General features: G+C 72.4%; 11 protein-coding genes. 5 read left to right on the top strand and 6 right to left on the bottom strand.

Features of this window, described 5'->3' with window-relative positions; all coding sequences use genetic code 11:
• Positions 1 to 205: 205 nt before the first annotated feature.
• From IE265_RS16745 to IE265_RS16730, 4 genes are all read right to left on the bottom strand, one after another.
• The gene (locus IE265_RS16745; RefSeq protein ID WP_190036366.1) at positions 206 to 2,500 is read right to left on the bottom strand and encodes an MMPL family transporter; all 2,295 of its coding nucleotides are present in this window, start codon (positions 2,498 to 2,500) and stop codon (positions 206 to 208) included.
• Between the two features lie 521 nt (positions 2,501 to 3,021).
• Entirely contained in the window at positions 3,022 to 3,741 is a 720-nt protein-coding gene (locus IE265_RS16740; protein ID WP_190036365.1) for a GntR family transcriptional regulator, read from the bottom strand.
• Positions 3,742 to 3,812: 71 nt separating this feature from the next.
• Positions 3,813 to 4,757, bottom strand: a complete 945-nt coding sequence (locus IE265_RS16735) for a phosphoglycerate dehydrogenase (RefSeq protein WP_190036364.1) — start codon at positions 4,755 to 4,757, stop codon at positions 3,813 to 3,815.
• Positions 4,758 to 4,936: 179 nt separating this feature from the next.
• Positions 4,937 to 6,073 (bottom strand): tartrate dehydrogenase, encoded by a 1,137-nt coding sequence (locus IE265_RS16730; RefSeq protein ID WP_190036363.1) that lies wholly within the window; start codon positions 6,071 to 6,073, stop codon positions 4,937 to 4,939.
• A 154-nt stretch (positions 6,074 to 6,227) separates the two neighbouring features.
• On the opposite strand from IE265_RS16730, the gene IE265_RS16725 reads away from it, so the two are divergent.
• From IE265_RS16725 to IE265_RS16705, 5 genes are all read left to right on the top strand, one after another.
• On the top strand, positions 6,228 to 7,136 hold the full coding sequence (locus IE265_RS16725; protein WP_190036362.1) for a LysR substrate-binding domain-containing protein: 909 nt from the start codon (positions 6,228 to 6,230) through the stop codon (positions 7,134 to 7,136).
• Between the two features lie 236 nt (positions 7,137 to 7,372).
• Complete coding sequence (locus IE265_RS16720) at positions 7,373 to 8,860, top strand: alpha/beta hydrolase family protein (protein ID WP_373302968.1); 1,488 nt, start codon at positions 7,373 to 7,375, stop codon at positions 8,858 to 8,860.
• A gap of 139 nt (positions 8,861 to 8,999) precedes the next feature.
• Positions 9,000 to 10,100 (top strand): YihY/virulence factor BrkB family protein, encoded by a 1,101-nt coding sequence (locus IE265_RS16715; RefSeq protein WP_190036432.1) that lies wholly within the window; start codon positions 9,000 to 9,002, stop codon positions 10,098 to 10,100.
• A gap of 207 nt (positions 10,101 to 10,307) precedes the next feature.
• Entirely contained in the window at positions 10,308 to 11,177 is an 870-nt protein-coding gene (locus IE265_RS16710; RefSeq protein ID WP_190036361.1) for a hypothetical protein, read from the top strand.
• A gap of 131 nt (positions 11,178 to 11,308) precedes the next feature.
• Positions 11,309 to 11,464 (top strand): DUF6131 family protein, encoded by a 156-nt coding sequence (locus tag IE265_RS16705; RefSeq protein WP_190036360.1) that lies wholly within the window; start codon positions 11,309 to 11,311, stop codon positions 11,462 to 11,464.
• Positions 11,465 to 11,477: 13 nt separating this feature from the next.
• Here the strand turns inward: IE265_RS16705 and IE265_RS16700 are convergent, their stop codons facing one another.
• Positions 11,478 to 12,524, bottom strand: coding sequence for a PP2C family protein-serine/threonine phosphatase (locus IE265_RS16700; protein ID WP_229916227.1), 1,047 nt, complete (start codon positions 12,522 to 12,524; stop codon positions 11,478 to 11,480).
• A gap of 446 nt (positions 12,525 to 12,970) precedes the next feature.
• Complete coding sequence (locus tag IE265_RS16695; protein WP_190036358.1) at positions 12,971 to 13,735, bottom strand: maleylpyruvate isomerase family mycothiol-dependent enzyme; 765 nt, start codon at positions 13,733 to 13,735, stop codon at positions 12,971 to 12,973.
• Positions 13,736 to 13,799 lie beyond the last annotated feature (64 nt).

The raw sequence follows: 13,799 nt of genomic DNA, 5'->3' as shown, positions 1-13,799 counted from the left end.
GAACCCGGCGAAGCCGAGTGCGGAGACCAGCAGGCGCCTGATACCGGGGTCGTCGTCGATCACCAGCACGCGGTCTGCGGGGTCCTGTGCTTCGACGGCGTTCATGTGTGCTCCTTGTACGGGCCGGACGGGCCGTGGGACGTCCACCGGTGTCCGTACGCCGGAGGTCGCGCATGTCCCGGTATCGGCCGGGGATTTCATCGCCTCAGCGGCTCACGGGGGCGGGGGTCCTGACGGGGTCCTGCGGTGCCGCGTCGGGCGTGCGGCGGTTCCCGCCCTCGACGTCGAGATGCGGAAGGAGGCGGTCGAGCCGGCGGGGCAGCCACCAGGCTCGGTCGCCGAGGAGCGCGAGTGCCGCCGGTACCAGGGTCATCCGGACCAGGAAGGCGTCCACCAGGACGCCGAAGGCCAGCGCGAACGCGATCGGCATGATGTCGGCGTCGTGGGAGAACAGGAAGCCGATGAACACCGAGACCATGATGAGGGCGGCCGAGGTGACCACGCGGGCGGCGTTGCGGGCTCCCGCGAGGACGGCGGCGCGGGCGTCGCCGTGCCGTACGTAGTCCTCCCGGACGGCGGACACGAGGAAGACCTCGTAGTCCATGGCGAGGCCGAAGAGCACGGCCATGACGATGATGGGCATGAAGCTCGGGACCGGGCCCTCGCCGCTCACGCCCAGCAGTCCGGCGGCCCAGCCCCATTGGAAGACCGCGACGGTCGCGCCGAACGCGGCTCCGACGGACAGCAGGAATCCGATGGTCGCCTTGACCGGCACGGCGACGGACCGGAAGGCGATCATCAGGAGGAGCAGGGAGAGGCCGACCACGACGATCGCGAAGGGGACCAGTGCGCCGCCGAGTTTTTCGGAGACGTCGATGCTGACGGCGGTCATGCCGGTGACGGCGGCGTGGGCGCCGCCGGCTTCGGCGGCCCGACGCGCCTCGGTGCGCAGTCGGGAGACCAGCGCGCTCGTCTCCTCGGTCCGCGGCCCGGTGCTGGGGATGATCCGGATGCGCGCGGCCGTGCCGTCCTCCGCCGTGTCGACGTCGCCGATGTCCGCGATGCCGTCGACGTCGTGCAGCCCGGCCCGGACGTCGGTGGCGGCCGTGCCGACGGCGGCCGGGTCGTCGGCCTCGACGAGGACGACGAGGGGGCCGTTCGCCCCGGGCCCGAAGGCGTCGCCGATCACGTCGTAGGCCTGGCGGGCGGACGTGCCGGTGGGGCTGTTGCCCTCGTCGGTGACCGCGAGTCGGAGCTGCGTCGCCGGCAGGGCGAGGGCGGCGAGAAGGAGCGTTCCGAGGACGAGCGTACGCACCGGGCGGCGCAGCACGCCCGCGGTCCAGCGCTCCCCCAGGGTGACGCGCCCACCGTGTGTCGCGGTCCGCCCCGTACGGCCGTCGGACCCCGGGGTGCGCCCGCGGCCGGCCGTTCGTGCGGCGACGGAGGAGAGGCGACCGACCACGCGCAGGGGAAGGCGCAGCAGGCCCGGGACGCGGCGCGCGCCCGGCGTCCGGTCCCCGTGCCCTGCCGGCCGGTCCTTGCCGGGCCTCGGGGTCAGCCTGGTGCCGGCCATCCCCATGACCGCGGGGAGCAGACCCAGCGCGAGGACGACGGCCATGGCGACGGCTCCGGCGGACGCGAGTCCCATGGAGGTCAGCATGGGCACCCCGGCGACCGACAGGCCGGCGAGCGCGATGACGACGGTGGCACCGGCGAAGACGACGGCGCTGCCCGCGGTGGCGTTGGCCTCGGCGACGGACCGGGCGACGGGCATCCCCGCGGCGAGCTGCGCCCGGTGCCGCGAGACGATGAACAGGGCGTAGTCGATGCCGACGGCCAGTCCGAGCATGATCGACAGGGTGGGCGCGCTGTCGGTCACGCCGACCACGGTGGCCAGGCCCGTCATCGCGGCCATGGTGCCGACGACTCCGAGGACCGCGGTGACGAGCGGCAGTCCCGCGGCGACCAGCGAGCCGAAGGTGATCACGAGGATGACCAGGGCGACGCCGAGTCCGACCATCTCGGCGGGTCCGAAGGGTGAGGTGGACTCCTCGAAGGCGTCGCCTCCGTAGATGGTCACGAGGCCCGCCCGCTCGGCGTGCGCCCCGGCGGCCCTCACCGCGTCGAGCGTGCCGGCCGGTACGTCCTCGTCCTCCTTCGTGGTGAAGGCGACCTCCGCGACCGCGGTGCGTCCGTCCTCGGAGACGGCGCCCTCCTCGACCGGGTCGCCGACCTCGGCCACGCCTCGGACGTCACCCGTGGCCGCGAGGGTGGCGGCCAGCGGCTTCCGCAGTCCGGGGTCGGTCAGCCTCTGTCCCGGCGGGGCCCGGAAGACGATCTGCGCGGACTGGGTGTCCGGGGAGGGGAAGTGACGGTCCATCCTGTCGAGCGCCGTCTGGGCCGGTGACCCGGGAATGGAGCTGCTGTCCTCGAACGAGCCGGCCAGGGAGAAACCGAGGCCGATCACCGCGCCCAGGGCCAGGAGCCATCCGACCAACATCGTTCGCCAACGTCGGGCACCGAATGCGCCCAACCGGTACAGGAGCGTAGCCATGTCTGCATCCCTCATCGCCAGTGGATTGAGGTCCCGATCCTGCTCGGCGGACTTGACGGACCACCCCCGGCGAACCTGACGGTTCCTTGACGGCCGCGCGGTGCCGCCGTCAACTCCCTTGGCACCCAAACCGATTCGGGGGTGGGTACTCAGCCGCCCGACGCCAGGTCCACGCCGCGCACCAATCCGACGCGGGTCCTCGGCCGCCCGACGGCGGGGCCACGCCTTGCACCGCACCCGGCAGCACGACACGGCCGGGCCGTACGGTGGCGGTCCCGCGCGACCTCGGCCCGTGTCCGCCGGACGCCGGCAGTGATTCGCCCGGGATGCGCGAGGTCGCCTCCCCAGCCCCACGGCGGACCGGCGGCACGCGTCCCGGCCTGTCGACCGGTCCTGCGCGAAGCCGCTACGTGCCCGCTGCCGGCCGATTCGCCACGGGAGCGGCCCGCGAGGGGCGTGCCGCCCGGTCAGTCCGCGAAACGCCGCGCGATGCGGGAGACGTTGGAGCTGTGGCTGTGGGACCGCATCAGCTCCTCCGCCCGCTCTCCGTTGCCGGCGGCGATGGCGTCGTAGATGGCCCGGTGCTGCCGGTAGCGCTCGTCGAGCACGCGCCAGTGCTCACCGCGCACCTCGGACAGGACGCTGCTCCGGCGCTCGTCCGAATCGAAGGCGTCGACCGTGCACAGCATCTGCACCAGGGTCGCGTTGCCGCTGGCCTGGTCGACGAGAGCGTGGAAGTGCCGCATGAGGGCCAGGATTTCGAGGACCAGGTCCCGCTCCCTGTCGGTCCCCGGGTCGACGCCGCGCATCTCGCCGCGCAGCGCGTCAGCCGTGTCGAGGCACTCGGACATCTCGCGCCGCTGGGCCGCCGTGGACTTCTCCGCGGCGAGCCTCGCCGCGAGTGCCCGGAGAGCGTCCTCGATCATGGTGAACTCGCGCAGCTCCTCCTTGCCGAACTGCGCGATGCGGACCGACCTGGGTCCCGTGCGTTCCACCAGGCGGTCCTGCTCAAGGCGCCGCAGTGCCTCACGCACAGGGGTCGCACTGATGCTGAGCGACTCCGCCAGGCCCCGCTCGGTGACCTTCTCGCCACGCTTCAGGGTGCCGGTGATGATCGCCTCGCGAATGGCGGCGTACGCCTGATCGCCGAGCGTCACCGGTGACGAGAGTTGAGGTAGCTGAGCCATGAAGAGTATGTTATTTGCTACAGCATGAATGTCAACCCGCGAACGCGCTGTTCCGGCGCACCCACCCCGCCTCAGGTGACGGGGAACCGGGGCCGGCCCTCCAGCGCGGCGACGAGTTCGGCGGCACCCGCGAGTCCCGCCGCCCGCCGGGCCTCCGCGGTCTGGCCCGCGAGGTGCGAGTAGACCGTGATCCCCTCGACGTCCCGCAGCGCGCTGTCCGCCGGGAGGGGCTCCTCCCCGACAACGTCCAGCGCCGCACCCGCGATGGCACCCGTACGCACCGCGTCCGCGAGCGCCCGCTCGTCGACGACGGCGCCCCGCGCGGTGTTGACGAGCACCGCCCCCGGCTTCATACGGGCGAACGCCGAGGCGTCGAACAGCCCTCTGGTCCGGTCCGTGAGCGCGGTGTGGATCGAGACGTGGTCGGAGACCGCGAGCAACTCATCGAAGGGGACGAACCGCACGCCGGGGTCGGCCCGTCGACTCTGGGGGACGCCCGTGGTGCACACGACGTCCATCCCGAACGCCCGGGCCAACGGCACGACGGCGCGGGCGGCGGCACCGTACCCGACCAGCCCGAGCGTCGATCCCCGCAGTTCGCGGCCGTCCTCGCGGGGCCATCCCCCGCCGGCCACCCCGGCGGCGCTCTCCACGAGGCGGCGCGCCGAGGCGAGCAGCAGGCCGAGGGTGTACTCGGCCACGGCGTTCGCGTTGATCCCCGGCAGGTTGCTCACGCTGATCCCGAGCCGCCTCGCCGCTTCGACGTCGACGGAGTCGTAGCCGACCCCGGTGCGTACCACCACACGCAACTGCCCGGCGCGGGAAAGGACATCGGCCGTCAGCGGCTCGTGGGCGACGAGTGCCGCGTCGATCCCGTCGAGCACGGAGACGAGTTCCTCGGGATCGCGACGACCGGTCATCGGGGCGTGCACCGTTTCGAGACCGGCGGCCCGGAGCCGCGCGTCGACCTCGTCGCCGGGGCGCAGGTAGTCAGTGGTGATCAGGACACGGGGCACGTTCTTTCCCGTCCTTCCTTCTTCGGGTTCCCGCCGGCCGGGTTCGTGCGGGCGCTTGCGCGCAGCCGAGTCCGTACCGGCGGTGGGCGACTCGGTGCCGGCGGAGTGCCTGTCCGGCGAGTCCCTGCCGGCGGAGTGCGCGTCGGTCGAGTCCGCGCCGGAGGGAGCCGGACCCGCCGTCACCCGGTGCCCGCCGCCCCGCGCGCCGGGCGGTCGCCCGCGGCAGGCCGTGCACGGGTCCCGACCGCGATCTCGGCCGCGACGGCGGACCCCAGGGCCACGGTGGTGCCGCTGCCGCCGAGGTCGGGGGTGAGGACATCCGGCCGGCGCTCCAGGACCGACTCCACGGCGGCGACGACGCCGGCGGCGGCCTCGGTCTCGCCCAGGTGCTCCAGCATCATCGCCCCACTCCAGATCTGCCCGACCGGGTTGGCGATGCCGCGTCCCGCGATGTCGGGGGCCGACCCGTGCACGGGCTCGAACAGGCTCGGGAAGTGCCGCTCGGGGTTGATGTTCGCGCTCGGGGCGATCCCGATCGTGCCCGTGCAGGCGGGACCCAGGTCGGAGAGGATGTCGCCGAACAGATTGCTCGCCACGACGACGTCGTACCGGTCGGGCCGGAGCACGAACTTGGCCGCCAGGATGTCGATGTGGTCCTTGTCCGCGGTGACCCGCGGGTACCGCAGCGCCATCTCGCTCGCCCGCTCGTCCCAGTAGGGCATGGATATCGAGATCCCGTTGCTCTTCGTCGCCCAGGTCAGGTGTCTCCGCGGCCGCGAGTCGGCGAGTTCGAAGGCGAAGCGCAGCACCCGGTCGACACCGACGCGCGTCATCACGGTCTCCTGAAGCACGGTCTCGCGGTCGGTGCCCTCGAAGATGCGCCCGCCGATGCTGGAGTACTCGCCCTCGGTGTTCTCGCGCACCACATAGAAGTCGATGTCCCCGGGACCCCGGTCGCGCAGCGGACCGCGCACCCCCCGCAGCAGGCGGACGGGCCGCAGGTTGACGTACTGGTCGAAGCCCCTCCGCATCTGCAGGAGACTCCCCCACAGGGACACGTGGTCGGGTACGACCTCGGGCCACCCGACCGCGCCGAAGAAGATCGCGTCGAAGCCTCCCAGGACCTCCCGCCAGTCCTTCGGCATCATCTCGCCGTGCCGCACCCAGTAGTCGGCGCTCGCGAAGTCGAACTCGTCGACCGCCAGCTCGAAGCCGTACGCGTCGGCGGCGGCACGCAGGCACCGCAGCCCCTCGGGCACGACCTCCCTGCCGATGCCGTCCCCGGGAACGCTGGCGATGCGGTGGCGCTGTGGCACGGCTGGTGCTCCTCGCTCGACATACGGAGGGCGCCGGTCCGCCCGGCCCCCCGTCCGGGCTCCCACTCTGGGCCTCGGCAGGACCCGCCACAACAGCCGGTGCGGCAACTTACGCTTTCCACAACGGAAAGCCACTTCACACGTCGGGAACCCCATGAAGATGTCCATCGACGACCTGCGGTTCTTCCAGGTCGTGGCGGCCAGCGAGACGCTCACGGCGGCCTCGCGGCACCTCGGCTGCTCACTGCCGGTCACGAGCAAGCGGCTCAGCGCGCTCGAACGCCGCCTGGACGTCCGGCTGGTCCAGCGCGGCACGCGGCGGCTGGTGCTGACCTCCGAGGGCGCCCTGTACGCGAGCCGGCTCGACTCGATCCTCGACCAGGTCCGCGAGCTCGAGGACCTGGTGACCGACGGTTCCCGGGACCTGCGCGGAGCCCTGGTCGTCCAGGCGACCCTCGGGCTCGGCCGGGCGCATGTGGCCCCGCTGCTCGCGGAGTTCGCGGCCTCGCATCCCCAACTGCAGGTGCGACTGCACACCTCGGCGCTCCCCCTCCGGCCGCACCGGCAGAAGTTCGACGTGGCCGTCCACGTCGGCAGTCCGCCCGACTCCTCGCTGCGGATGCGCCGCCTGGCGGAGAACCGCCGCGTGCCGTGCGCGGCACCGTCGTACCTGGACCGCCGGGGCGCCCCCACCCGCGTCGAGGAGCTCGCGGACCACGACTGCATCGTGCTGCGCGAGAACGAGGGCGACTCCGCGCTCTGGCGGTTCGGCGACGTCAGCGACCCCCGCCATGTGCGGGTGCGCGGCTCCCTTTCGAGCAACGACGGTGACATCGTGACCGGTTGGGCCCTGGAGGGCCGCGGTGTGATCATGCGCTCCGAATGGCACGTCCGGCCCCACATCGAGCGCGGGGAACTGGTCCGCGTGCTCCCGCACGTCACGACGCCCGCAGCCGACATCTACGCGCTGACAGCGGACGACACGCATGTCCCCCGCCGTGTCACCGGGCTGATCGAGTACCTCGCGTCCCGTATGCCGGGCCGCCTGGGCCGGTCGGGATGACCGCTGCCTTTCCCTGGAGGAAAGGCCGCATTGCCGGATGACTCCGTCCCCGCTCCCACCCCGGACGACGCGCGCTCCTCCCGCTCGGCCCAAGTGCCGCTCCCCGCTTCACTATTGACTGCATGCTATAGCGCAGACTAGACACGACGACCACACAGAGTCGTCCTGTGCCCCTGCGGTGTCCGACGCCCCGGGCTCGACACGCATGCCGTGACACACCACGAAGGAGCGTTTCCTTGAAGACATCCGACGCACCCCCGCACGGCGCGCGGAGGAGTCCCGCCGGCCCGGCACGCCGAACGGCCGGCCGGCGCCGACCGGCGGTGCTGGCGGCGGTGATCACCGCGACGCTCCTCGGCACGCTCGGCAACGCCCCCGCCACCCGCGCGGACACGACCCGGCCGACGGCCACCGCCTGCCCGGCGGACCTGGCGGACCTGGCGGACAAGGCCGAGTGCTTCAACGGCCGCGACGCCAACGGCGCCTATTACACGATGGCCGTGCCCAGGCGCTGGAACGGCTCACTCGTCGTGCACGCCCACGGCGGACCCGACTTCTCCTACGACTCGTCCGGCCCCACGGAGGACCTGGCGCGCTGGGCCGTGATGGTCGACCAGGGCTACGCCTGGGCCGGCTCCTCGTACCGGCGCGGTGGCTACGGCGTCAGGATGGCCGCCGCCGACACCGAGAACGTGCGCCGCCTGTTCACGGACACCTTCGGCCGCCCGGACCGCACCTACCTCCACGGTCAGTCCTGGGGCGGCAACGTCGCGGCCAGGACGGCCGAGACCTACGGCCGGCAACCCGGCGCCTACGACGGGGTCCTGCTCACCAACGGCCTTCTCGCCGGCGGCTCCCGCGGCTACGACCACCGGGTCGACCTCCGGGTGGTCCACCAGTTCTACTGCCGCAACCTGCCTCGTGCCTCAGAGCCGCAGTACCCGCTCTGGCAGGGACTCCCCGCCGACTCCGACCTGTCCCCCGCCGACGTCCACGCCCGCCTGCAGGAGTGCACCGGCATCGACTCCGACCCGGCCGAACGGACCGCGCGGCAGCAGCGCAACCTCGACGACATCCTCGCCGTCACCGGCATCCCGGAACGCTCGCTGGACACGAACCTGCTGTACGCCACCTTCCTGTTCCAGGACATCGTGTCCAAGCGCCTCGGCGGTCGCAATCCCTTCACCAACCAGGGTGTGCGGTACGGGGGTTCTCATGACGACAGGGCACTCAACGCGGGTGTGGCCCGCTTCTCGGCCGACCCCACCGCCCGCCGTGACCTCTCCTACGACAGCGACCTCACGGGCCGCGTGCCGCTGCCCGTCCTGACCCTCCACGCCATCGACGATCCGCAGGTCGTCGTGGAGCACGAGGCGGCCTACCGCGCCACGCTCCGCAGCGCAAGCCAGGACGACCATCTCGTCCAGACGTTCACGACGGAGTCCGAGCACAGCGAGCTGAGCGACTCGGAGTACGCCAACTCCCTCTCGGCACTGGCCACATGGGTACGCACCGGACGGAAGCCGACTCCGCGGTCGATCGCGCGGACCTGCGAGGACTTCGACAGCGCCTACGGCACCGGCTGCCACTACGACCCGGGGTTCAGCCCAGCGCCGTACGCAACCCGGATTCTCCCGCGCCCGGGCGGTCTGCACTGGCCCGTGATGACGGCGGCCCAGGAGCGCGCCTGGAGCCGGATCGACGGCGTGGGAATAGCGCCCTGACCCTACCGGGACCTTGACCCTCGGCTCCGGCTCCGGCTCCGGCTCCGGCTCCGGCTCCGGCTCCGGCCGCAACGCCCGCGTCGCGGTCGGGGCGCTCCCGGTCAGGCATGAAAACCGCGTGGGCGGCAACCCACTCCCCATGGTGCGGCGATTCGGATTCGGACATGAGGACGCGCGGGAGAACCACCTGCCGCGGCAGGGCGCGGCAGGTGCAGACGGGTCCGGCCGCGCGGAGCACACGCACGGCCACAACCTGGCGTACGGCCCCGCGGACGATGTGGAGAAGGCCGCACCGGACACGCCCGCGAAGCTGCCGCGCGGCTCCTGGGGCAGGGTCCTGAAGGGCACGCTGCGGGAGTTCAAGGACGACGAGCTGACCGACCGCGCGGCGGCGCTGACGTACTACGGGGTGCTGTCGCTCTTCCCGGCGCTGCTCGTCCTGGTGTCGCTCCTGGGGGTGGCGGGCGAGGCCACCACCGACAAGGTGCTGGACAACGTACGGCAGCTCACGCCCGAATCCGCCCGCGGCATCATCACGCGAGCCGTCGAGGAGCTGCAGGGCAACGCCGGCACCGGCTCGCTCTTCGCCGTCGTCGGCCTGGTGCTGGCGGTGTGGTCGGCGTCGGGCTATGTCGCCGCGTTCATCCGGACCGCCAACGTCGTCTACGACATGCCCGAAGGGCGGCCCGTCTGGAAGGTCCTGCCCGTACGGATCGCGGTGACGGTCGTGCTGATGGCGCTGGCCGTGGCAAGCGCGCTGATCGTCGTCTTCACCGGTGCGATCGCCCGCCAGGTCGGCCGGTCCCTGGGCATCGGCGACGGCGCGCTGACCGTGTGGGAGATCGCCAAGTGGCCCGTGCTGGTGCTCCTCGTCACGGGCATCGTCGCGCTCCTGTACTGGGCGTGCCCGAACGCGAAGGTGAAGGGCTTCAAATGGATCACGCCGGGCAGTCTGGTCGCCCTGCTGATCTGGCTGGCCTCCTCCGCCGGGTTCGCCCTCTACGTGGCCAACTTCGCCTCGTACAACAGGACGTACGGCACGATGGCGGGCGTCGTCGTGTTCCTCGTGTGGCTGTGGATCAGCAACCTGGCCCTCCTGCTGGGCCTGGAGTTCGACGCGGAGACCGTACGCCAGCGGGCCATCGCCGGCGGGTATCCGCCCGATGCCGAGCCCTACACCCAGCCCCGTGACACCAGGACGTGGGACGAGGCGGACCGGCGCCGCATGGAGGACATCTGAGGCGGGCGGTGGCCAACCCGGCGTGCACCGGCCCGACTTCGCGGATCGCCATCCGTCGACGGCTCCGACGTCCCCGGCCGCCGCACGTGCGAGGCACCTTGCCTTGAGCGCCCCCGACGCCGGCCGGCGAGTCGGACCGGCGGCCCGCACGCTCGGCCGTCCACGGCACTGGTCGCCGTGCGGAGCCGTACGTGCGAGCATGGCCCCATGGGGTCTGGCATTCCGGCCGCGGACTGGGCCCGGCAGCAGGTCGCCTCGGTCCGCGACGACCCGGCAGGCCGGATGGCCCTCATGGAGCGCTGCTACTACGGCCCGCTCGGCAAGGCCCCGCGCCATCTGCCTTTCCGCCGAGCCGCGCTGTCGTTCATGCGCTGGCAGCTCCGCCGGGGTCTGCTGCAGCCCCTCTCCGACCATCGACCGGGCAGCCCGTGGTGGCGCGCGGTGAACGAGCGCATCCTGCGAGACGGCTGCGAGGCGGTGGCCCTGAGCGGGGAACTCGCCGGACCGCCCTCGTCACCCACCGTGGAGTCCTGGACCTCCTTCGCCGACCGCCCGACCGCCCGGGCCTGGTACCGGGCGCACAACGGGAGCGTGGTCGCCGCCTATCTGGAGCACCGCGACCTGGCCGAGGCGGAGAACGAGGCCGAGCGCTTCTTCATGAACGTGGTGCTCTGCCGCGTGCTGTACACCCACGCCCTTGTCGCGGCACCCCGGATCTCGCTGGGATGGCTGCGCCCTCTCGGCCCGCTCCTCGGCGACCCGCGGCTGGGCATGATCGGCGTCTTCCTGCAGCTCTCCCGCGTCCTCCCGGACGAGTACCCGCTCAGCGCCGGCGCCCGGTCCTACCTGAGCGACGAGCACAAGTTCGGCCGGCTCCTGGACTACGGGGTGATCACTCCGAGGCTGCGGCAGCTCTACGAGTGGTCGGCCCGCGAACTCGACGAGCCGGATCTGCTGGATTGCATCCGCGACGGGTCGTTGACCTACGCGTGGCCGTTCGAGGAGCGCGGGGTGTGGCAGCCGCCGAGGTCGTTCCTCGTCAGAACGGCGCACCGGGTACTTCCACCTGCCGCGTGACCGCCCGAGGCGGTCCCGTCCCGGCCTTCCCGTACAGCCCCGGCTCTCCGGGCAGCCCTTCCCTCCCAGGTTTGCGGTACCGAAATCACGGGACTCAGCACATGGGGGAAACGCCGGGATCGGAGAACATAATGATCATCCTCGGAATTGTTCTGCTCGTCATCGGTCTGGTGACCGGCATCGGCATCCTCTGGACCATCGGCATCATCCTGGCGGTCATCGGCCTGATCCTCTGGGTCCTCGGAGGTATCGGACACGCGGTCGGTGGTCGCCGCCACTACTGGTGACTGCGACCGGCCGTCAGTTCGGCGGGGCCGGGGCGTCGGACACCAGCCCCGCGGCGAGGGCCGCGATGTCGTCGTGCAACTGGTCGCCGCTGTACGCGACCAGGTCCCGGTGCAGACGGTCCAGGAGCGGGCGGGGTTCCAGCGGACCCCACCCGCGGACGCGTTCGAGCAGTGGGTAGAACACGCCGTCGGGACCCCGGGTCTCGGTGACGCCGTCCGTGTACAGGAGGAGCTGGTCGCCCGGCAGGAAGGAGTGCTCGTCCACGCGGCAGCGCTCGCCGACGAGCATGCCGAGATTGAGCGGCGGCGCGGACCGGCTGGGCTCCAGCTCCCGCACGTCGTCGCGCCGGATGAGCAGGGGCGGCGGGTGGCCGCAGTTGACGATGCGGACGACACGGTCCTCGACGGCGATCTCCGCGATGAGCACGGTGACGAACCGCTCGTCCATGTCGCTGCCCGCGAGCTGCGACGCCCTGCGGGTCATACTGGTGTCCAACCGGGCCGCCAGCGCGGCGAGATCGGGCACCTCGTGCACGACCTCGCGGAAGGAGCCGAGCAGTGTCGCCGCCGTCTCCACCGCGGGCAACCCCTTGCCGCGCACGTCCCCGATCAGCAGACGTACGCCGTGCGCCGTCCGGACCGCCTCGTACAGATCACCGCCGATGCGCGCCTCGGCCGCCGCCGACAGGTAGAGGCTCTCCACCAGTACGTCGCCGATCCGCCGCGGCACCGGCCTGAGCAGGACGCGTTGGGCGATCTCGGCCACGGACCGCACATTCGCGAGCGTGAGCTCCCGTCGCCTGCGGTGGACGGCGAGGAAGGTTCCCAGCGTGCCGATCAGCGCGGTGCAGACGTACGCGGCGACGTAGTGGCGGTCCCACATGTACCCGACGGATCGGCCCGCGCAGCACGGCGTTCCGGCGAGCACCCCCAGGAAGACGATGGCGAACACGGTGACACCGAGGACGCCGACAGGCCCGTGTCCGAAGGCGGCGACCAGCGGCAGGGCGATGAGGAGGAAGCTGACCGGCCATTCCACCGGCGTGATCGGTTCGAGCACCAGGACGCCCGCGACATAGAAGAGCGGCAGCCGGCGAAGCCACGTCGGCGGGGTCGGCGCGCCCGGTCCGACACCGACGGTCGCGCCCCGGCCGCGGCCTCCGTCCCGGCCTTGGCCTGCGCCGCGACCGCTCCCGGACCACCTCACCGCACCCTCCCGCGCCCAGGCCCGCGCGGGGAGTCGGCGGTCTCCGAGGAGGGCCCCGGAAGCGGTCGACCCACCTCGCGGCCGCGTGGTCGCTGCTTGCGCACTCGGAACTCCTGGCACGGACATGGATGAGGTGCCCAGCCTGCGGCACGTCACCGCGACCCGCCCGGCATTGCTCCACTCAAGGGCATGTCAGGCGACGCGGCCCGGTCGTCCACCGTCGGCCCGGGTGCCCTTTCACCGGCCCGCACGGGACGGCGGACCGGGAGGGCCGCGAGCACCGTCGGAAGGAGGGCCGTTCAGTCCAGGTCCGGCCGGCTCAGGAAGTTCCGCAGAGTGGCCCGGTCGCCCTCGCCGCGCAGGCTGTCCAGGGGGAGGCGGCCGTGCAGCGTCAGCAGCAGGTCGCTCGCCGGTCCGCGCAGACCCGCGTCCGTCCCGTCCCGGCCGCTGTCGACCACGCGCGATCCCGACGCCGTCAGCTCGACCACCCATGACCGGCCCTCGTCGGTGTGCAGACCGATCCGGACCGGTTCGTACGGCCAGGGACCGGCCGTCCCGTGCCCGACGCCGATGAACTCGTCGATGCCGTCGAGCGCGACGGGCGCGGGAACGGGCTGGGGCGCTCCGGCGGCCAACTGCGCGTCGAAGGCATGGACGGCGGCCTCGTGCACCTGATGGCGGGCCACGGCCCCACTGGTCATCGGCACGTCGGCGTCGCCCCACCAGGTCCAGCAGCCGGCCGCGGGACCGGCGGAGCGCAGGACGGCGACCAGCCTCTCGGTGGCGACGACGGAACGGTCCAGCAGGTCGGCCGACGCCGGCGCGTCGGCCGGTGCCTCGGCCGACGCCCCGGCGGGCGGCCTCCCGGCCGGTCCGGCCTCGACCGTGTCCGCCCAGAACCGATGGACCCCGGTCAGGTGCTCGACGAGGTCACCGAGCGACCAGTCGGGACAGCTCGGTACGCGGACGCCGGGATCGGGCGAGGCCGCGAACTCCGCACGCAACGCGGCGGAGCGGTCCTCGATCAGGGACAGCAGCTCTTCGAAGTCGGGTGTCGGGGTCATCCCCGCTTCGTATCACCCGGCGCCCGCGACGGGCATCCGGTTTCCCGGCCCGGGCCGCCGTTCG

This window comes from Streptomyces fructofermentans (genome assembly GCF_014651055.1).
In the GTDB taxonomy this organism is placed as follows: Bacteria; Actinomycetota; Actinomycetes; order Streptomycetales; family Streptomycetaceae; genus Streptomyces; species Streptomyces fructofermentans.
This window is presented reverse-complemented; position numbering and strand designations above follow the sequence as displayed.